Origin of the sequence: Leuconostoc garlicum (assembly GCF_001998805.1) — a bacterium.
In the GTDB taxonomy this organism is placed as follows: Bacteria; Bacillota; Bacilli; order Lactobacillales; family Lactobacillaceae; genus Leuconostoc; species Leuconostoc lactis.
Genome location: NZ_CP016329.1, coordinates 51,825 through 71,344, shown reverse-complemented (window position 1 = coordinate 71,344; position 19,520 = coordinate 51,825). Strand labels below are relative to the sequence as shown.

22 protein-coding genes and 1 other annotated feature are annotated in these 19,520 nt (G+C 41.7%); of the genes, 19 read left to right on the top strand and 3 right to left on the bottom strand.

Annotated features, from left to right (window positions below; translation table 11 throughout):
• Window positions 1-8 precede the first annotated feature (8 nt).
• Together A9176_RS00370 and hisC are read left to right on the top strand one after the other, a co-directional pair.
• Window positions 9-812 (top strand): Cof-type HAD-IIB family hydrolase, encoded by an 804-nt coding sequence (locus A9176_RS00370; RefSeq protein WP_077281833.1) that lies wholly within the window; start codon window positions 9-11, stop codon window positions 810-812.
• Between the two features lie 82 nt (window positions 813-894).
• The gene (gene hisC, locus A9176_RS00365) at window positions 895-1,959 is read left to right on the top strand and encodes a histidinol-phosphate transaminase (RefSeq protein ID WP_077281832.1); all 1,065 of its coding nucleotides are present in this window, start codon (window positions 895-897) and stop codon (window positions 1,957-1,959) included.
• A 55-nt stretch (window positions 1,960-2,014) separates the two neighbouring features.
• Here hisC and A9176_RS00360 read toward each other — a convergent pair whose 3' ends face one another.
• Window positions 2,015-2,836 (bottom strand): IS3 family transposase, encoded by an 822-nt coding sequence (locus A9176_RS00360; protein WP_242943223.1) that lies wholly within the window; start codon window positions 2,834-2,836, stop codon window positions 2,015-2,017.
• A 29-nt stretch (window positions 2,837-2,865) separates the two neighbouring features.
• Window positions 2,866-3,372: a transposase gene (locus tag A9176_RS00355; protein ID WP_077281831.1), complete on the bottom strand. Its 507-nt coding sequence runs from the start codon at window positions 3,370-3,372 to the stop codon at window positions 2,866-2,868.
• Between the two features lie 170 nt (window positions 3,373-3,542).
• Between A9176_RS00355 and A9176_RS00350 the strand changes: the two genes are divergently transcribed.
• From A9176_RS00350 to A9176_RS00305, 10 genes are all read left to right on the top strand, one after another.
• Window positions 3,543-4,280, top strand: a complete 738-nt coding sequence (locus A9176_RS00350; protein WP_068851993.1) for a Firmicu-CTERM sorting domain-containing protein — start codon at window positions 3,543-3,545, stop codon at window positions 4,278-4,280.
• Window positions 4,273-4,857: an exosortase family protein XrtG gene (gene xrtG / locus A9176_RS00345; protein WP_077281830.1), complete on the top strand. Its 585-nt coding sequence runs from the start codon at window positions 4,273-4,275 to the stop codon at window positions 4,855-4,857. Before A9176_RS00350 ends, xrtG (A9176_RS00345) begins: the two co-directional genes overlap by 8 nt.
• Before the next feature lie 3 nt (window positions 4,858-4,860).
• The gene (locus tag A9176_RS00340) at window positions 4,861-6,201 is read left to right on the top strand and encodes a TIGR03111 family XrtG-associated glycosyltransferase (protein WP_077281829.1); all 1,341 of its coding nucleotides are present in this window, start codon (window positions 4,861-4,863) and stop codon (window positions 6,199-6,201) included.
• A gap of 4 nt (window positions 6,202-6,205) precedes the next feature.
• Window positions 6,206-6,589 carry a 6-carboxytetrahydropterin synthase gene (locus tag A9176_RS00335; protein ID WP_077281828.1) on the top strand — a complete coding sequence of 128 codons (384 nt, stop codon included), beginning with the start codon at window positions 6,206-6,208 and terminating at the stop codon, window positions 6,587-6,589.
• A 386-nt stretch (window positions 6,590-6,975) separates the two neighbouring features.
• On the top strand, window positions 6,976-7,539 hold the full coding sequence (locus tag A9176_RS00330) for a hypothetical protein (RefSeq protein WP_029510155.1): 564 nt from the start codon (window positions 6,976-6,978) through the stop codon (window positions 7,537-7,539).
• The gene (gene xrtG, locus A9176_RS00325; protein WP_347512239.1) at window positions 7,520-8,116 is read left to right on the top strand and encodes an exosortase family protein XrtG; all 597 of its coding nucleotides are present in this window, start codon (window positions 7,520-7,522) and stop codon (window positions 8,114-8,116) included. Before A9176_RS00330 ends, xrtG (A9176_RS00325) begins: the two co-directional genes overlap by 20 nt.
• Before the next feature lie 3 nt (window positions 8,117-8,119).
• A complete protein-coding gene (locus A9176_RS00320) occupies window positions 8,120-9,469 on the top strand; it encodes a TIGR03111 family XrtG-associated glycosyltransferase (protein ID WP_077281827.1) in 1,350 nt (449 codons plus the stop codon).
• Entirely contained in the window at window positions 9,469-9,846 is a 378-nt protein-coding gene (locus A9176_RS00315) for a 6-carboxytetrahydropterin synthase (RefSeq protein WP_077281826.1), read from the top strand. The genes A9176_RS00320 and A9176_RS00315 overlap by 1 nt, the downstream gene beginning before the upstream one ends.
• A gap of 254 nt (window positions 9,847-10,100) precedes the next feature.
• Window positions 10,101-11,384, top strand: coding sequence for an adenylosuccinate synthase (locus A9176_RS00310; RefSeq protein ID WP_077281825.1), 1,284 nt, complete (start codon window positions 10,101-10,103; stop codon window positions 11,382-11,384).
• A gap of 25 nt (window positions 11,385-11,409) precedes the next feature.
• A complete protein-coding gene (locus tag A9176_RS00305) occupies window positions 11,410-11,922 on the top strand; it encodes a YiiX/YebB-like N1pC/P60 family cysteine hydrolase (RefSeq protein ID WP_077281824.1) in 513 nt (170 codons plus the stop codon).
• 33 nt (window positions 11,923-11,955) lie between these two features.
• Here A9176_RS00305 and A9176_RS00300 read toward each other — a convergent pair whose 3' ends face one another.
• Complete coding sequence (locus A9176_RS00300; protein ID WP_077281823.1) at window positions 11,956-14,022, bottom strand: ATP-dependent Clp protease ATP-binding subunit; 2,067 nt, start codon at window positions 14,020-14,022, stop codon at window positions 11,956-11,958.
• 153 nt (window positions 14,023-14,175) lie between these two features.
• Here A9176_RS00300 and A9176_RS08785 point away from each other — a divergent pair, with 153 nt between their 5' ends.
• From A9176_RS08785 to A9176_RS00270, 7 genes are all read left to right on the top strand, one after another.
• A complete protein-coding gene (locus A9176_RS08785; RefSeq protein WP_167604548.1) occupies window positions 14,176-14,349 on the top strand; it encodes a hypothetical protein in 174 nt (57 codons plus the stop codon).
• Window positions 14,350-14,449: 100 nt separating this feature from the next.
• Entirely contained in the window at window positions 14,450-15,457 is a 1,008-nt protein-coding gene (locus A9176_RS00295) for a rod shape-determining protein (protein ID WP_010002870.1), read from the top strand.
• Window positions 15,458-15,531: 74 nt separating this feature from the next.
• The gene (mreC, locus tag A9176_RS00290; protein ID WP_077281822.1) at window positions 15,532-16,389 is read left to right on the top strand and encodes a rod shape-determining protein MreC; all 858 of its coding nucleotides are present in this window, start codon (window positions 15,532-15,534) and stop codon (window positions 16,387-16,389) included.
• Window positions 16,389-16,916, top strand: coding sequence for a rod shape-determining protein MreD (gene mreD / locus A9176_RS00285; protein ID WP_077281821.1), 528 nt, complete (start codon window positions 16,389-16,391; stop codon window positions 16,914-16,916). The genes mreC and mreD overlap by 1 nt, the downstream gene beginning before the upstream one ends.
• Before the next feature lie 43 nt (window positions 16,917-16,959).
• Window positions 16,960-17,296, top strand: a binding site (T-box leader).
• Window positions 17,297-17,367: 71 nt separating this feature from the next.
• Window positions 17,368-18,009 carry an amino acid ABC transporter permease gene (locus A9176_RS00280; RefSeq protein ID WP_010002958.1) on the top strand — a complete coding sequence of 214 codons (642 nt, stop codon included), beginning with the start codon at window positions 17,368-17,370 and terminating at the stop codon, window positions 18,007-18,009.
• A 3-nt stretch (window positions 18,010-18,012) separates the two neighbouring features.
• Window positions 18,013-18,651, top strand: coding sequence for an amino acid ABC transporter ATP-binding protein (locus A9176_RS00275; RefSeq protein ID WP_077281820.1), 639 nt, complete (start codon window positions 18,013-18,015; stop codon window positions 18,649-18,651).
• Window positions 18,651-19,505 carry an amino acid ABC transporter substrate-binding protein gene (locus A9176_RS00270; protein ID WP_029509625.1) on the top strand — a complete coding sequence of 285 codons (855 nt, stop codon included), beginning with the start codon at window positions 18,651-18,653 and terminating at the stop codon, window positions 19,503-19,505. The genes A9176_RS00275 and A9176_RS00270 overlap by 1 nt, the downstream gene beginning before the upstream one ends.
• The last annotated feature ends 15 nt before the right edge of the window (window positions 19,506-19,520 follow it).

Sequence of the window (19,520 nt, the reverse complement as noted above, 5' to 3'; positions counted from 1 at the left end):
GGGGAAATATGTCAGTCAAATTAATTGCATCAGATCTTGATGCAACGTTTCTAAGAGATGATAAAACGTTTAATGAAGCATTGTTCCGAGAAGTGCTTGATAAGTTACATGCCCAAGATATTCAATTTGTTGTGGCAACAGGTAATCATGTCCAAAAAGTGCATGATTACTTTAAGCACTTTGCAGGACAATATCAATTAATTGCAAACAATGGTGCAGAAGTCATCATCAATGGTGAGTTGGCCCACGTATGGGATGTGCCACATTCAGCATTAGCAACCGTGGCGCAATTGACTGACAAATATACTGATCAATTAGAACTTGGTGTGGCTTTTGTCGCAGCTGATAAGTCCTTTATGATTATCAAGCGACCAAATGAGAAGTATCTCAAGTTAGCACACGCTTATTTTGAAAATTTGCAAATCATTGATGATGTGAGCGACATTAATGAACCAATTTTAAAGATTTCATTGGTTTTGCCACATGCAGCAAATGAATTTATGCAGGATGTGAAGACTGTTTTGGGCAGCAAAGTCCATGTGACGACTTCTGGCTATGGCGCCATTGATATTGTCAATCCAGAAGTGAACAAGGCAACAGCGTTGTCATTTATGGCCGATAAGTTACATATCGCCCCCGCTGATATCATGGCTTTTGGTGACGGTCTCAATGATTTGGAAATGTTAGAATATGTTGGCCATCCAGTGGCCATGACAAATTCTGATCCAGAAATCTTGAATCGTGGCTTTGCGTTAAGTGTCGCGGACAATAATCACGACGGTGTTTTAAAAACAATTCTTGAAAAAATTTAACACGCTATGGCGTGTTTTTTTATTGTCAAAATGGTATGATAAATAAAATTAATTAGTTTTAGATGAGAAAGAGGCCAGGATATTGAAAGAAACAATCAAAAACTTAACAGCTTATCAGGCAGAATTGCCAGCTGATGTCGTGAAAGAAAAGTATCAGCTGGACCATTTGGCGCGCTTATCGGCCAATGAATCGCCTTATGGCCCATCACCAAAAGTTGGTAAGGCTATCCGTGCTATTCCAGATGATGTGCTAGGCTTTTATCCTGACGGGCAGGCAACACTTTTACGTGACAAAGTCGCGGCCTTAGAACAGGTTGATCCTGAAAATTTAGTCTTTGGCGTTGGCGCTGATGAACTGATTCAATTATTAACGCGCACCGTGTTAACCCCTGGCGGGAATATGGTGGTTCCATCCCCAACTTTTGGAGAATATGCGCTTCATGCACAAATCGAGCAAGCAACGACTAAGCAAGTCCCAGTTGATGATGCAACAGGGCATGTTGATTTTGCAGGGATGTTGGCGGCAGTGGATGAACGCACCGAAATGGTCTGGTTGGCTAATCCGAACAACCCAACCGGTGTGTTTGAAACCCGTGCCGATATTTTGGCCTTTTTGGCCCAGTTGCCAGAATCAGTCGTTTTGGTGGTCGATGAAGCATATTATGATTTTGTTGATGCGCCGGACGCGACGTTGGCTGGTGATGTTGGCAACTATCCAAATTTGGTGGTCCTCCGAACGTTATCAAAGGCTTATGGTGTCGCCAACTTGCGCGTAGGCTATGGCATCATGACCGCACCACTTTATCCCGTCATGCAAGCAGTAAGGCTGCCTTACAATCTTAATACGTATCAAATTGTGGGTGGGGCGGCGGCCCTAGACGACCAAACCTATTTGCAAGAAATCGTTAAAAAGGTTCAACATGAACGTACGATATTCCAAGATTTCTTGCATGAACACGGCTTTAAATTTTACGCGTCACAAACGAATTTTATTTGGCTTCAAGTCGGTGATAGCAAACGTGTCGGTGAACAGTTGCTATCCCACGGCTATCAAGTCAATGATCGCTTAAGCGATACTTGGCTGCGAATTGCCCTGGGTACGCCAGCAGACAATGCCGGGATGCGGGACATCTTAGCACAACTTTAAAAAGCACAGGCTACTGTGGTGTACCCAAAAAGTTAAAGTAAAATATTTTAGCTAATCAAGCGGCCAGTTGTCGGTATTCTACCGGTGAGTGGCCGTTTAATTTTGTTTGGATGCGTGTGTTGTTGTAATATAGTATCCAATTATTGACGGCATCTATCAACGCTTTAGCTGATGAATACTTGTTTAGTGGCCCGATTTCAACTTTAAGCTTATTAAAGAAGCTTTCCATAACCGCATTGTCTAGAGCAGTCGCACGACGCGACATGCTTTGGATAATGCGGTTTTTCTTTAGTGTTTTACGCCATGTTCTATGGCGATATTGCCAGCCTTGATCAGTGTGAATTGTTGTACGATACGAAAGTTTTGGCAATTGCGCTACGAGCTGATTAAGCGGTTGTAAGGTAAAGGCGAGATCTGGACGCGTGCTAATGGCATAGGTAAGAATCTCATTGTTATACATATCAAGAATCGGTTCTAAATAGACCTTTTCACCAGTCGCTGAAATCTTAAATTCAGTAACATCGCTAGCTAATTTTTGTAATGGCCGATTAGTCTTGAAACGACGGTGAAGCTTGTTCTTCACACGTTTTCCTTCAGGTCCTTTGGATGAATCATACTGACGTGATTGCTTATTGTAGCCAACACCCTTTAGCCCCATTTCATGCATTAGCCGTTGTACTTTCTTGTGATTTACCGCTTTAAACGCTGGTTGTTGACGTAACTTTAAATACACTCTTCGCACACCGTAGTGATTATCAGCTTCCCAGATTGTCCTAATAGCCGCACGAAGGGGTGCATCAGGGTCATCATTTTTAAACTGTCGTTTCCAGTAATGCACTGTACTTTCTGCGATTGGCAGAACCTTTAGGATAGCCACCAATTTAAATTGCGCCTCGAGCCGGCAAGCTACTTCTGCGAGTTGTCGGTTCGTTGCTGAATCGAGGCTAATAATTTTAACGCTTCATTTTCAATCTTTAGTCGTAGGTTTTCGTCTTCTAGTTGGGCAATGTGTTTTTCAGTTTCTGTGAGCTGTTTTACTTGCTTAGGTTTCTTATTAGCCATTCTAGGTGATCGTCCTTTTTGAATAGATAATAACCCATTTGGCCCTAGTTGTGAATAGATCTTCTTCCACGAAACAATTTGGGCAATGCCTGTATAGCCGAACTTAGCAGCCACTTGACTATGAGAAGCGTTATTTTGAATGGCCCATGATGCCACTTTAATCCTAAATTCAGGTGTGATTGCTGGTGGATTAAATAATATATCTGATCCAAAACTTTTGTATGCGGCAATAAGCATGCGAAAGACACTGTTAGCAATACCATATCGAGCAGTAATGCCACGTATGGAATATTTTCCAGACAGATAATCTTGAATTGCCTGAAGTTTAATTTGTTTTGAAATTTTAGTCATAAATAAAACCCCGAAAGTTGCTTTAACTTTCGGGGTACACCACATACGGCCTGTGCTTTTTTGCGCGTATTAAGTTAAAATTTGCTATACAGCATAACCCATTATGAGGTAACCTATTATTATCTTAGTTATTCATAAAATAGTAAATACAGCAAAATTGGAGAAATCAAATGCATATAATGCGAAAAGTGGCCATCATTGGTTTTTTCACATTTTCCATCATGTTGAGCTTTACCGCATCAAACGCCAGTGCCAATGCAAATGGCATTGTCATTGACGGTAACTATAATGACTGGAACGGGCAATACCAAAAAGTACAAGCCAACAGTGATGCCCAACGGAATGTTGGCATCTGGGCGGATCAAAATAACATTTATTTTTATATGGATTCGGCACCAGACTTTGAGCATAATAACCAGGGTCAAGACAACAAAACGTACCTCGATACTGATTTTATTATCCAAGTCGGGGGACAGTCGTATGTTGTTGGTGCAGGCAGAGGGTTTATGAATCAAAAAATCAATCAACTTGAAGCCACGCCAACTAATAGTAGTGCCACAATTGATTTGAAATACTGGGTGTATAATGCTGACAATCATTACACACCACAAGTTGTTGGGAAAGCTGTCGCAACACATGTTGTCAAAGATGGTCGCACTGATAATATATTTGAAGCAGTCATCCCCATTAAGGCGCTAGGGATTACGGCTATTCCTGAAAACACGACCATATCAATTAGTAATCCGTCCACCTGGCGCGGGTCGGTTTCAATTAACTATGCCGGTGCACCAACTGGTCCTTGGGTCTTGGTTGGGATTGGGATTACTTTTGCGTTGATGGGGTTATTCTGGCAGCAGCGTCATACGAAAAATCGTAAGCCAATTAACATGGTGATGCAACATGCTTAAATATATGTTGCTATTTGTTGGGATTGTTTTTTGGCTGTATTGTTTAACAGTGTTAAAACGTGCCAAAAACGGCGCGTTTTATTTTTTGGCGGGAAGTACTGGCCTTTTTATTGGGCTATTATTGATGAGTAAACCTTATGGGATATGGCTTTTTGCAACCGCAATGACTTGGGCAGTGGGGCTTGTTGGCCAGATTACTGGATTTTTTACGACATTTTATTTAGCCCATGTGATTCAAGTTGTTAACCATCATCATCTGATTCTTTTTATGATTGATTATGAATTCTCAGGTCTGATTGAATCGGCGGCTTTTCTGGGTTTGATTGCTTTTTATCCAATTTATTCACGGCAGCACCGTGTTATATTGGCGGTATTGGGCCTCATCTGGTTATTTGTGGCCAATATTGTCCGTCTGTCGCTAGTGGCCATTATGATTCATTTTTTTGGCGATGGTGTTTTTTATTTGGCGCATGCGATTTTAGGGTGTCTATTATTTTATAGCTTGGCGATTATACTTTACTACCTTGTCTTTACGAAGGGGCAGCTCGTTAATCGCCTGTTCAAAAAGTTAGGATAGGCTATGGCACTTTATATACATCAATTTATCTATCAAATTGGTTTCTGGTTTACTTGGCTATTGATTCCGATTGTCGTTGAAATCCTGCCTGCTAGCCAGCATGCTTTTCGGCTCCAACGTACCATTAAATCAAGTCAGGCGTATCAAGTGCCTTTAAAACTGCCGATGATTTCAATTGTGTTGCCAGTCTATAATTCCGGCGAAACGCTTTATAACTGTATTGCTTCAATTGCCGTATCGTCTTATCCGAAAGCGTTGATTCAAATTATTGTGGCCAATAATCATAGTACGGATAATAGCTTTCAAGTCTTCCATCAAGCTCAGGCTGATTTTCCAGAACTACGGCTGCAAAGGATGAATACCGATGCTGGTAAAGCCAGAGCGTTGAATGCGGCGATTTATAATAGCATGGGTAGCTATATTATGAATTTAGATACCGACGGCTGGTTAGAACCATCAGCGTTATCTAACATGGTACTTTATTTTGAAAATAACAAACAGGTGGATGCTGCCACGGGGACAATTCTGACTCAGAAATCGGCCATTGAAGGGACCCAAAACAAGTGCCTAAAATTATTGCAACGTAACGAATATGTTGAATATGCCCAAGCGTTTTTGTCAGGACGTAGTATTGAGAATCAAAATGACCGGCTTTTTACGATGTCAGGGGCCTTTTCGGCCTTTCGTCGCGAAGTACTGGTGCAAACGTATATGTATAATGTCGATACGATTGGTGAAGACACGGATATGACTTTTCAGTTGCGTTATCGCTTGGGTAAACGCATTGGGTTTGTGGTGGATGCTATTTTTTATGTTGAACCAATTTCTGGGCTTGAAGCGCTCTATTTACAACGACAAAGATGGCAACGTGGTCAAATTGAAGTGGCTCAAAATTTTCTACAACAAAAACTTAATCTTTATCAATTTTTTAGTCATTTTATGATTGGTCGATTGATGGTTGACCACACGTTTGTCTTCCCCCGTTTGATTTGGATGATTGGGTTAGGCATGTTGGTTTACTTGGGTTATTCCCCCGTAGTAGTCGGCCTGTCCCTGATGATGATGTATTTGCTCTATGTGGTGTTTGGTTTCTTGAACTACTGGAGTGCGTTACAGTTACTGACAAAATTTGAGACCGAACGGCGCTATTATCTGAAACAATGGCCCATGCTGTTGACGTTGCCGCTGTATAATGGACTCAATACGGTGATTCGGTTAGTTGGTATCATTAATGCGACGACAACGCGTGCGAATTGGCAAACAAAAAAGTTCAGCACCGAAATGGCAGAAATTAGGGCCATTATTCGGTCAGATTTTCGGTTAACAAAGAAAGAGAAAAAATAGGCCGATGCGACAAAAAAGCTATACTTACAAACTACGGACTTTCATTAACGCCAGTCATGCTGTGCGTTGGCAGGGCGTTCTAGGGGCCGAGCACCCTCATACTTGGGAATTAATCTTAGAAATACGACCAACAGTTGAGCAATTTGCCTTGAAATTTGAAGACATTGAGGCCGTTATTGCTGACAGTATTGCACCGTTTCATGGTCAGTTGCTCAATAACGTGCAACCGTTTGATCAGATTGTCCCAACACTGGAAAATTTTGCGGAGCAATTATTTGACCTATTAGCCGACGCACTAACCGAAATTGCGTGTCAATTGCACGATTTATCGGTGGGGGAGTCGCCAACACGTTATTATAGTGTGGCACTGCGAGAGCTAAACGATTAGCAACAGTTAGGTTGTATAACAGCATACCATTGTTACAAAAAAACAGGCAAAGGCCTGTTTTTTTTGGTGTGAAATCCTGCCATTATTTTTTAATAAAATGTGATTGAATGTTTATAGGTATGGGTATTTCAACAATTTTGTTACAGTTAAAAAAATATAATGATAGTTATTGTAATAGCATGTAAACTACTAATTGTTAAAGTGCTTATCATCTGATAAGGTCGTCCATTTGGGCGATTTAATTCAACAAATGTTAAATGAGAAGACAAATGCAGCGAGTATCTTTAATGACAAATTGTAGTGCGATATGCATTGTGGCTATCTTACATTTTTTGATGCCAATGCGTGTTTCTGCGAGCGATAATTCGGAGTTCGAAAAAATTATAATGACGCCACATAACATTGTGTTGACATCTCCTTGGCGAGCGAATCACACACAGATCAACGTTGGCATATTTGCGGATAAAAATAGTATTTATGTCGATTTGGCTGTAGGATCAATCGGCGATGAGAAACAGGGCGCATCGAACAAGTGGTCTGGGTACGATTACCGACAGGGTTATTCATTGATCGTTGATGGCGAAATGATTAACTTTACGTTGGGCGACTTGGGACAAAGTGGTAATTTTCATGTCTTGAGTGGTAAAGACAAAATTGGGGCAGGTCGCATCATGTTCAAAAGTGATCGTGATGTCAGGTGGCAATTTACAATTGATATCAACGCTATTCAGAAAGTTTTAAACCACGATATAGCACAAAATGCAACCATTACTTTAATTAATCCTGGCTTGTTTGAGGGTGAAGAAACCATAAGATATGCGGGCGCACCAACAGGTGCTTGGTTGGTAACCGGTATAGGCTTGATGTTAGCGTTTGTTGGGTATTATTACTATAATCGTGACCGTTATCAATTAAAGACAAACTTTAATCATGGTGATGCGTATGCTTAAGTATTCCGTTTTAATTGTTATATCCCTCATTTGGATCTATGTGCTTTCAGTATTAAAGCGTGCAAAAACTGATACGTTTTATTTCTTAGTGGGTAGCGCAGGTTTGTTTGTTTTGTTGCTGTTGTGGAGTAAACCTTATGGTGTTTGGTTATTTTCGACGATCGTGACAGGGGCTGTGGGTCTTGTCGGATCGTTAACGGGGCTATTTGAAACCTTTGGTATGGCACATGTGATTCAGGTCATTTCACACCAACAGACACATATCATGGTTGTCGATTATGAATGTTCTGGCATTATTGAGACAGCTGCTTTTTGGGGACTAATTGCTTTCTATCCGGTTTACACGATTAAACGGCGGATAATCTTAGCGATTGCTGGGGCAGTGTGTTTATTTGCGGCGAATGTGATTCGCTTATCGGTTGTGGCAATAACCGTTTATTTTTTTGGTGATAGTTCATTTTATCTTGCGCATGCCATAATCGGTCGATTAGTGTTTTATACGATTGCCATTTTATGGTATTATTTTGTCTTTACCAAGGGGCAATTAGTTAATAACGTGTTATCAGAGCGAAGGTAGCGTATGGCATTTTATGTACATCAATTTTTTTATCATCTTGGTTTTTGGTTTTCTTGGTTATTGATACCTATAGTTGTTGAAATTATACCAGCCATACATGGTGTTTGGGTGATCAGAAGATCAGAAAAAAAACGTGTCGCAATGACTAAGCCGATTAGGAAGTGGCCGATGCTTTCGGTTGTATTGCCTGTTCATAATTCGGGCAATACACTATACCAATGTATTGATTCGATTAATGCTTCAAATTATCCAAAACATTTAATCCAGATTATTAATGTGAATAATAAAAGTACGGACAATAGTTTTGACGTGTATAAACAAGCAAAATTGGATTTTCCAGATTTACGTATGCAATGGATGAATACGGATCAAGGGAAGGCACGAGCACTTAATGCAGCAATTTTTAACTGTACGGGACAATATGTCATTAATTTAGATACAGATGGTTTTTTAGAACCAGAAGCATTACGAAATTTAGTGCTATATTTTGAAAATAATCCTGATATTGATGCAGCAACTGGTACGGTTTTGACGCAAAAGCAAGTAGTGGCAAACACAAAAAATAAGTGGTTAAAATTATTACGGCATAACGAATATTTTGAATATGCGCAGGCTTTTCTTGTGGGACGAAGTATTGAGAATCATTGGAATCAACTTTTTACTTTATCTGGTGCGTTTTCGGCATTTCGAAGAAACGCGCTGACACAGACGTTTATGTATAATGTTGAAACAGTCAGTGAAGATACTGAAATGACCTTTCAACTCAGATTTCGGTTTGGCAAGCGTATTGGTTTTGCTGTCAATTCAATTTTTTATGTGGACCCAATTTCTGGCTGTGATGAACTTTATTTACAACGACAACGTTGGCAAAGAGGGGAACTTGAAGTCATTCAAAAGTTTATGCAAGATCGGCTAAATTTACGCCAATTTTTTTCAAATTTTATTATTAGCCGTTTAATGATTGATCATACTTTCATCTTTCCTAGATTAGCTTGGATAGTAGGTCTGCTAGTCCTACTATATTTTGGTTACTCACCACTAGTCATTCTGATGTCCATATTGACACTGTACGTTTTATATGTTGTGTATGGGCTAATTAACTATGCTAGCGCAATAAGGTTATTACAAGACTTTCCTGAAGAACGTCATTATCTAAGAAGAAAATGGTGGGTAGCATTTACGATGCCATATTATAATGCTCTGAACACGTTAATACGGTTTATCGATATTTTGAATACTGTGTCAAAGCAGGCGAGTTGGCAAACTGATCATTTCAAAGATGAGTTGGCAGAAATTAAAAAGATATTTTATTCAGACTTAAAAATAAATAAGCGAAAGGGAAAAGTAGATTAATGGGAAATAAGGTTTTTACTTACAAATTAAGTACATTTATTAATGCGAGTCACGCGGTGCGTTGGCCGGATGAAATAGAAGCTGAGCATCGCCATACCTGGGAGTTAATCCTAAATATTCGGCCAATTACTGCTGGAAAATTACTGAAAATTGATGATATAGAAGAAGTTATTGAGGCTTCACTGCAGACATTTTCTGGTCGGTTCCTCAATGACACGTCACGCTTTGATAACGTGAATCCAACGTTGGAAAACTTTACGGAGATTCTTTTCGATGACCTCACGCAAGCATTATCAGGAATTTCTATGCAATTGGTTGAACTATCGGTTGGAAACTCACCGACAAGGTTCTACCATATTACTTTGGAAGACAACTAAACTTGTACGATAATAGTGATGCTGTTGCTTTGTGAAATTAACACTATCGTTATGAAGGTTTGTATGGTAAAATGGTTTAGTAAAAGGCGTTGTAATACATAATGTTCGTGTTTTACTAAAAAATAAAATGGACATCCGCAGAGGGACACTCACGGATAGGTGCAAACAAACCCTGTCGATTTTGAATCACATGGTTTTCTCCGACAAACCTATCCCGTCTGAAAGCAGCTGTTGGTGTTCTAGGAGAAAAATATATGTCTGGTGTAATTGTTGTCGGTTCGCAATGGGGCGATGAAGGTAAGGGAAAGATTGTTGACTTTTTTGCGGAAGACGCAGATGCTGTTGTCCGCTATCAAGGCGGCAATAACGCAGGTCACACAATCTGGCATGGTGACACAAAGTTTGAATTGTCAGCTTTGCCTTCTGGTATCTTAACTGAGGGGCAACTAGCAGTTATTGGTAACGGTGTGGTGGTCAATCCGGAAGCTTTGTTGGCTGAAATTGCTGAAGTGCAATCAAAGGGCATTTCAGTTGATAATTTGCGTATTTCAAATCGCGCGCATGTCATCATGCCTTATCACATTGCGCTTGATAAAGCAGCAGAATCATCATCAAATAACCGTATCGGAACGACAAAGAAGGGTATCGGACCAGCTTACACGGATAAAATTTCACGTGTCGGCATCCGAATGGCTGACTTGGTTGATCCTGAAGTCTTTGCCAAGCTTTTGCAAGAATATTTGCCATTCAAAAATGCGCAATTGACAAAGTTGTATGGCGAAGAAGCACTTGATTACGATACGATTTATTCAACTTATGTTGAATATGGTCGTCAATTGGCACCTTATGTCACGGATACTTCTTATCTATTGGGGCAACTCATGGATAAGAACAAGCGCGTTGTCTTTGAAGGTGCGCAAGGGATCATGCTTGATGTGGATCATGGCACATATCCTTATGTCACAAGTTCAAACCCAACTGCTGGTGGTGTGATGAACGGGGCCGGTGTTGGTCCTAACCAAATCCAAGATGTGGTCGGCGTGATTAAGGCCTACACGTCACGTGTTGGTGAAGGGCCATTCCCCACAGAATTACACGATGATATTGCTGATCATATTCGTGAAGTTGGTCATGAATACGGTGTGGTCACAAAGCGTCCACGTCGTATTGGTTGGCTAGATTCCGTGGCTTTGCGTCACGCTGTTCAAGTGTCTGGTTTGACAAAGTTGGCAATCAATTCACTTGACGTTTTGTCTGGTTTGAAAGAATTGAAGATTGCGACATCTTACACGTATAAAGGTGAAGAAATTCATCATTTCCCAGCATCTGATACATGGTTTGAAGGGCTTGACGTGAATTACGAAACATTGCCTGGTTGGGACGAAGATATTACAGGTGTGCAATCATTTGATGAATTGCCAGAAAACGCTCAACGTTACTTAAAGCGTATTTCTGAATTACTGTCAGTTGAACTGTTGAGCTTTGCAGTTGGACCAAAGCCAGAAGAAACACATTTGATGAGTCCTGTTTGGCAATAACAGCACAAATAGCAGAGGGATAAGCATGGCATTACAAGCTGGGGATTTACTGTTTATCAAAAATCAACATGAACCCATGGATGAAGCCATTGCGGCATCGACAGGTACTTATGTGCATGTTCGCATTGCTGTGGATGACCAGACTGTCATCCATGCGAGTCCGCGCTATGGGGTGGCCATGCAGGATTTGGCGCAATTCCAAGCGGAATTTGGTCAGCCGGATGTTTATCGTCCACAAGTTGATGATGTCGCGACGGTCATTGCGCGTGCGAAAACGTATCTTGGGCAACCGTATAATGCCACTTTCTATCCAAATGGTGCAGGACTGTATTGTTCTGAATTGGTTGAAGTTGCCTTTGGTGATAGATTGCCGTTTGAACCGCAGCCGTTACGTTTTCATGATGCGACCCATGATATTTCGGCCTATTGGCAAGCTTATTATGACCAATTAGGGGTGGCGGTACCGGTTGGCCTACCTGGTTCCAATCCGGAGGCGATGGCCAAATCGTCACAATTAACCTTTCTTGGCAGCCTATAAAAAAGCACGTTCTCAAACGAGAACGTGCTTTTCTTATGCCTTGACGTAGGCTTCTTCGGAAATAATAATTTGATTTGTTTCAGCATCCCAATCAGCGTACAAATTAGTACTTTCAGGATGTAATAGATAATAATCAGCCAGTTGATCGGCAATTTGATCTTGAATGACACGACGTAGTGGCCGCGCACCTAAGGTTGGATTGTAACCCAACTTGGCAAGTTGTTGCTTTGCAGCGTCGCTTACCGTGACGTGGAGTTGATTATCTGCCAAATTAGCGTTCATATCGGCTAACAGTAAGTCAACAATTGTTAAGAGATGGTCTTGCGTCAATTGATCGAATTCCACAATATCATCAAAACGATTTAAGAATTCAGGGCGGAAATAATTTTCCAAACGTTGGAGTAACTTGCTTTGGGCATCAACTTGGTTGAAGCCCATTGGCGTGTTCCCAGTATCTGTAGAACCAGCGTTTGACGTCATGATAATTACTGTATCTTTAAAGCTAACGACATGCCCTTGGGCATCGGTCAAACGACCATCATCCAAAATTTGTAAGAACATATTCATCACATCTGGATGTGCCTTTTCCACTTCGTCAATGAGAACGAGGGAATAAGGCCGACGACGGACTTGTTCGGTTAGTTGACCAGCTTCTTCATAGCCCACATAACCAGCAGGGGCACCAATCATTTTCGATACCGCATGCTTTTCCATATACTCTGACATATCAAAACGAATCAAAGCGTCTTTGCTGCCAAACATTTCTTTGGCCAATTGCTTGGCTAATTCAGTTTTACCAACGCCGGTTGGGCCGACAAAGAGGAATGACCCAATTGGGCGACCGGACTTGGTCAAACCAATACGATTACGACGAATAGCTTTCGCCACAGTTTGTACGGCCGCATCTTGACCAATGACATGGGCTGACAAATGCGCATCCAATTCACGGAGCTGGTTTGCTTCGTTATCTTTTAGGTCACCAACTGGAATATCAGTTTTATCTTCGATGATTGTTAAGATATCTTGTTCAGTGACAGCTTGTGGCTTAAACATTTCTGGGTGTGCTTCAACTTGTGCTTTTTGCGATTCGAGTTGGTTGACTTGATCACGCCAATAGCTAGCTTTCTCAAAGTTTTCTTGATCGATTGCTGCTTGTTTGAGCTTGTCGGCCGAGTCGATTTTGGCCTGAATCGCTTTAGGATCAGCAATTTTCATGGACAAATTCTTCCGTGAACCAGCTTCATCAATTAAATCAATCGCTTTGTCTGGCAAGAAACGTTCTGGTAAGTAGCGGTCCGATAAGGATACCGCGGCAGCAATTGCTTCATCTGTGTAGACAACATGGTGGTAATCTTCGTAACGTTGCTGAATCCCTTCTAAAATCTTAATGGTGGCAGCCATTGAAGGTTCGTTGACCTGTACGGGTTGGAACCGACGGGCAATCGCGCCATCTTTTTCAATTTTACGGTATTCATTTAAAGTCGTGGCGCCAATCAATTGGAATTCACCACGTGCCAAAGCGGGCTTTAGGATGTTACCAGCATCCATACCACCTTCGGCATTACCGGCACCCATGATTTCATGAACTTCGTCAATAAACAAAATGACGTCGTCATTATCGGCGACTTCTTGCATCAGTTGTCGCATCCGCGCTTCAAACTGACCACGCATTGCTGTGCCTTGCACGAGCGCAGACATGTCAAGTCGGATAATCTCTTTAGATTGCAATTTTTCAGAGACTTTATTGTGCACAATTGCTTGGGCGAGTCCTTCAACAACAGCTGTTTTACCAACACCTGGTTCCCCGATCAGCACAGGGTTATTTTTGGTACGACGATTTAATATCTCGATGGTGCGGGCGATTTCGCTATCACGACCGATAACTGGATCTAACTTACCGTCACGGGCTTGTTGTGTTAAATTAATTCCAAATTCGTCGAGTAGTGTTGGGCGATTATTTTGTTTATCTTTTTTATTTTTTTGTTGGGTGCCAAAGTTGGCTTGTTGACCATTTTGTGCGGCCTGCATTTGTTCATTCATGGCGCGCATCATATCATCAAAATTAATATTTCCAAATCCAAATGGGTCTTGTGATGCCATAATTACTAAGTGTACCGCTCAAATGCACGATACTTTCCTTTCTATAGCTTACTTCTAGTATACCAGGTCAAGATTAAATGACAATTAAATTTAGCACTCTTATTTAACGAGTGCTAAAATAAATTTGTTGTATAATGGACTAGAGGTGAAATTATGGATTATGAAACATTATTAAATGATTTACGTGACGGCAAAATTGATGAAATTGAGATTACGCCAGAAACTTTTCCGGCATTTCAACAAGTTTGGCGTGACTTCCCATCCCAAAATCGTATTCGTGGAATTGCGGGTAAAGGTGGGCATATTAAATATGTCCGCGCAAATTAATCGGCAACATCATTGTTTTTTATGCTACAATACTATAAGTTAAGCATAATTTAAGTCATGCGTATTTTCACAATAACAGGTACAAAAGAGGGGCAGCATAGTGGCATTTTCATTTGGACAACGAAACGTTGGTATCGATCTTGGTACAGCCAATACATATGTATATATTGAAGGACGCGGCATTGTTTTGCGTGAGCCGTCGGTGGTCGCACGTAACACACAGACGAATGAAGTCGTTGCAGTCGGATCAGAAGCCAAGGATATGCTTGGTCGGACACCCGCAAGTATTGCTGCTATTCGACCAATGCGTGATGGTGTGATTGCTGATTATGATACAACAGTTGCCATGATTCGTTATTATTTGCAAAAGGCATTGGGTGGTCGTATTGGGAAGCCCTACGTTACAATTGGGGTGCCTGCAGGTGTGACGGCTGTTGAACGCCGTGCGGTGATTGATGCCGCACGTGTAGCTGGTGCGCGTGATGCGTATGTCATTGAAGAACCATTTGCCGCTGCTGTTGGGGCTGGTTTGCCCGTCATGGATCCAACTGGTTCAATGGTTGTGGATATGGGTGGTGGTACAACGGATGTGGCCACGATTTCACTTGGTGGTATTGTCTCAAGTCGCTCAATTCGAATTGCTGGCGACAAGTTAGACGAAGCCATTGCCAATTTTGTGCGTAATAAGTATAACGTCACTATTGGTGAACCCACTGCGGAACGTTTGAAGATTGAAATTGGGGCAGCGTCACTTGAATTGGCACGCACATTGCCGGATGCATCAGTCCGTGGGCGTGATTTGTTGACAGGTTTGCCTAAGACAATTGATGTGACGGCGGAAGATGTGGCGTTGGCCATTCAAGAACCTGTTCAAGAAATTGTCGTTGCTATTCGTGAAACGTTAGAATCAACCCAACCCGAAATTGCCGCCGATGTCATTGACCATGGGATGGTCTTAACGGGTGGCGGTGCCTTCTTACGTGATTTTGATAAGATTATTCAAGAAGCAACAAAAGTGCCAGTCTTAATTGCGAATGAACCACTCGATGCAGTGGCCATTGGTACTGGTGAAGCGTTAAAGTCAATTGATGTGATGCGACAAGGGTAATCAGTTGTTGGCATATTGTACACTAGCGTAGCGCTTGCGCTGCGCTTTTATTTTTTAAACAAGGGGACAACAAAATGCGTAAAATTTTTTCATCTCGCGCAGTTGTAACAATTATTATTGCTTTTATTGTCATTGTTGGCTTAATTGCCGGATCAAACTGGTGGGCGAAACAGACCAATACACCGCCATTTATTCAACGTTTTAGCAATGATTTAGCAGGTGGTGTGAGTCGCGTGATTGCGGTACCGACAACAGCAATTGGTCGGACGGCTAATAGTATTGGCAACCTACTGAGTACATTTGAAGAAAATCGCGCTTTAAAGGCTAAAATTGATGAATTTGCACAAGATAAAGTGCGCTTACAAACTGTCGAGGAAGAAAATCGCGAGCTGAAAAAACAGTTGAAGTTGGAAGCGACCTTAACGGATTTCAAAACCGTTACAGCTGTGACCATTAGTCGGTCACCAACCACTTGGCAATCACAATTAGTGATTAACAAGGGGAGCAAATCTGGCTTGAAAAAAGGGATGCCCGTTTTGGCTGGTTCCGGTATTATTGGCCGTATTAGCGAAGTCAATACAACAAATGCCAAAGTGGCACTGATTTCTGATACTGGAGAAGATGCCAACCGCTTTGCCATCACTATTAAAGGCAATAAAGGGGATGTCAATGGGATTGTGACAGACTTTGACCGCGAAACGAACCAATTAATCATGGGACAAGTTACGTCGGATAATGAAATTAAAGCGGGTGATCTAGTAGAAACATCTGGTTTGGGTGGCGTGATTCCATCTGGTTTGTATGTTGGTAAAGTGGCGAAGGTCACCAAGGATGACTACGGTTTGTCAAAGCGAATTTATATTGAACCAGCGGCTGATTTAGGTAATATCACCACAGTAGTGGTGGCCGTATCAGAGATTGGAGCGCAATAATGGCTTTTTGGCAATTAACACGTTTGCGGGTGGTTTTCCCAGTCTTATTGATTTTTTTCCTGTTTGTAGATGGTGATTTAATGGCTGCCATGGGTGGTATTTTTACCGCTTTCCCATGGCATGTGTTACCAGTGTTAACGTTGATTTGGTTGTTTTATGCCATTCAATTTGATGCGGAAAATGAAGTGCCAATTTGGCTATATACCATTATTATTGGGGTGCTCTTTGATATGTATTATACGGGTATCTTTGGGACTTACACGGTAGCCTTTTTAGGGGCCGTGGGGGCTATGAAACAACTACATGCCTATTTGGATGAGCGTTTGTTGAGTGGGATGACGTTACTGTTGATTGGGCTGGTGACTTATTTGCTCATTACCTATATGGCTGGCTTTATTATTGGGATTGCCAATGTGAGCTTGGTGTCGTTTTTCCTCTATGAAGTGTTGCCGACATTAGCCTTGAATCTGACGATTGCGGCATTAGGTTATTATCCAGTGTGGTCCTTATTCCAGTTTTTGAGATAAGTGCTTGACAAAATAAAAAAATAGATTATACTAAGTTTTATATTAAAAAACGTTGAGCGGAAGAGTAGATTAGCATCACTTTAAGGGAGTTTGCGGGTAGTGTGAGCAAACAGTGGTGTTAGTTGAAACACATCTGTGAGTGTATGATTGAATCGAGTAGGTCATATCGGTTTTGCCCGTTATCGCAAACAGTCTTTTGACTTATTGAGGCAACGACCAGTGATGGTTTTGCGATAAGAGGTGGCACCGCGGAAAACGCCCTCTGAATACAGCTGTATTCAGAGGGCGTTTTTGCAACCATTCAACTAAAAGACTGACAGAGTAATTTTGTGTGAACAAAATTAGAATCTGAGGTGGCACCACGCTGACGCGTCCTCTTGCAAGTTATTTTGCAAGGGGATTTTTTTTAATCGTTTAAAAAGTGAGTTAATATCGCGCAAAGGAGAGCAAGATGAATTATTTGTTAGAAATTTTGCCCAGTTTAATGTCAGGGTTGAAAATGACGTTAGGGGTTTTCTTTATTACCATTATTGGATCAGTGCCATTAGGCATTCTTGTGGCATTGGGCATGAAGTCACCTTATTTTACCATTCGCTGGTTGATTAATGGTTATATCTGGGTGATGCGGGGAACGCCACTTCTGTTGCAACTGATTTTCGTCTATTATGGTTTGGGGATGATGGGTATTACTTTTCCCCGTTTTGAAGCCGCGGCGATTGCCTTTATCGTGAACTACGCGGCCTATCTCGCTGAAATTTTCCGTGGTGGGTTGCAAGCAATCCCGCGTGGCCAATATGACGCTGCGAAAGTACTAGGCTTTACGCGCGTCCAAACATTTTTCAAGATTATCTTGCCACAAGTGATTAAAATTATTGTGCCATCATTTGGTAATGAAGTGATTAATTTGGTTAAGGACACGTCATTAGTTTATGTTATCGGTTTGGGTGATTTGCTTCGAGCAGGTAACATTGCCGCTAGCCGTGATGTGACGTTGGTGCCTTATTTGTTAGTTGGTCTCATTTATTTGCTCATGACGGCCATTGTGACAGTCCTCTTACGACGTAGTGAAACGCGATTGAATAGTTGGAGATAAGCGATGTTAGAAATTAAACAATTAACGAAGACATATAACACAAACACGATTTTTAAGGCGTTGAATTTATCGGTATCAGATGGCGAAGTACTGAGTATTGTTGGCCCATCAGGTATTGGTAAAACAACCTTGATTAAAATTTTAGCTGGTTTGGAAACGGCCGATGCTGGTGAGGTGCGCCTCAACGACGAACAGCTAGCCATTGATGGCACGCGTGCGGATGCGAAGGTTGGTTTGATTTTTCAAGACTTTAATCTTTTTCCAAACTACACCGTGATTGAAAATATTATGCTCGCACCCATCAACGTGAGCCGGCTGTCACGTGACGCGGCTAAGGCCAAGGCGACAGCGTTGTTAGCCACGCTTGGTATGACTGATAAGGCAGACTTGTATTCTTACCAATTATCGGGTGGGCAAAAACAGCGGGTTGCGATTGCGCGGGCATTGGCAATGGATCCCAAAATTTTGGCTTACGATGAACCAACCAGTGGTTTAGATGAGGCGTCAACTAAGCAGGTTGCGGAAGTCGTGAAAACGCTTAAAGCGCAAGGCGTGACGCAGTTGATTATTACGCACGATCAACCCTTTGCTGAAATGGTATCGGATCGCGTGTTTGATTTTGCAACGGAGGTCAGTCGCTAATGGTAAGTATGAAGAAGAAAATTATTGTTAATACGTTAGTCGGACTACTCTTTGTTGGGGTTGTCATCTGGGCGGCCATGAGTTTAAGCAGTGGTGCGAAGCGAACGGCTCAAAATGAACAACAAACCACCCAAACGGACGACTGGGCGCGTATCAAGAAAGCCAAGCAAATTACGATTGGGCTGGATGACACGTTTGTGCCAATGGGCTTCCGTGATAAAGATGGGAATATTGTTGGGTTTGATGTTGATTTGGCGACGGCAGTCTTTAAAACGATGGGCATTAAAGTCAAGTGGCAGCCTATTGACTGGTCGATGAAAGAAACAGAGCTTAATACTGGCAATATCGATGCGATCTGGAATGGCTATACGGTGACCAAAGCACGTGAAAAGCAAGTAGCCTTTTCTAAGCCTTACCACAAGGCGACCCAAGTACTGGTGACGCTTAAGAAAAATAATATTAATCGTTTCTCAGATATGAAGGATAAAGTCTTGGGGGACCAAACAGCCTCTAGTGGTGATGAAGGCTTTAACAAGTATCCAAAGGTACTTAAGCAATACGTCAAAAACCAGCAGGTCGTTGGGTATGATACCTTTGACAAAGCGTTCAATGATTTGAATGCTGGGCGTATTGATGGGCTGTTAATTGATGAAGATTATGCCCGTTACTACGTTGCTCACCAACCAAATCCGAAGGATTACACCGTGACTGTTGGTGAGTTCCCGATTGATCAAACGGCAGTTGGGTTCCGAAAGTCTGATAAACAATTACGAGAAGCAGTCGATCAAACGTTAGCAGCCTTTAAAAAAGATGGTCGCTTAACGCAAATTGAAAATAAATGGTTCTCAAAATAAGTAAAAAGCCAAAGT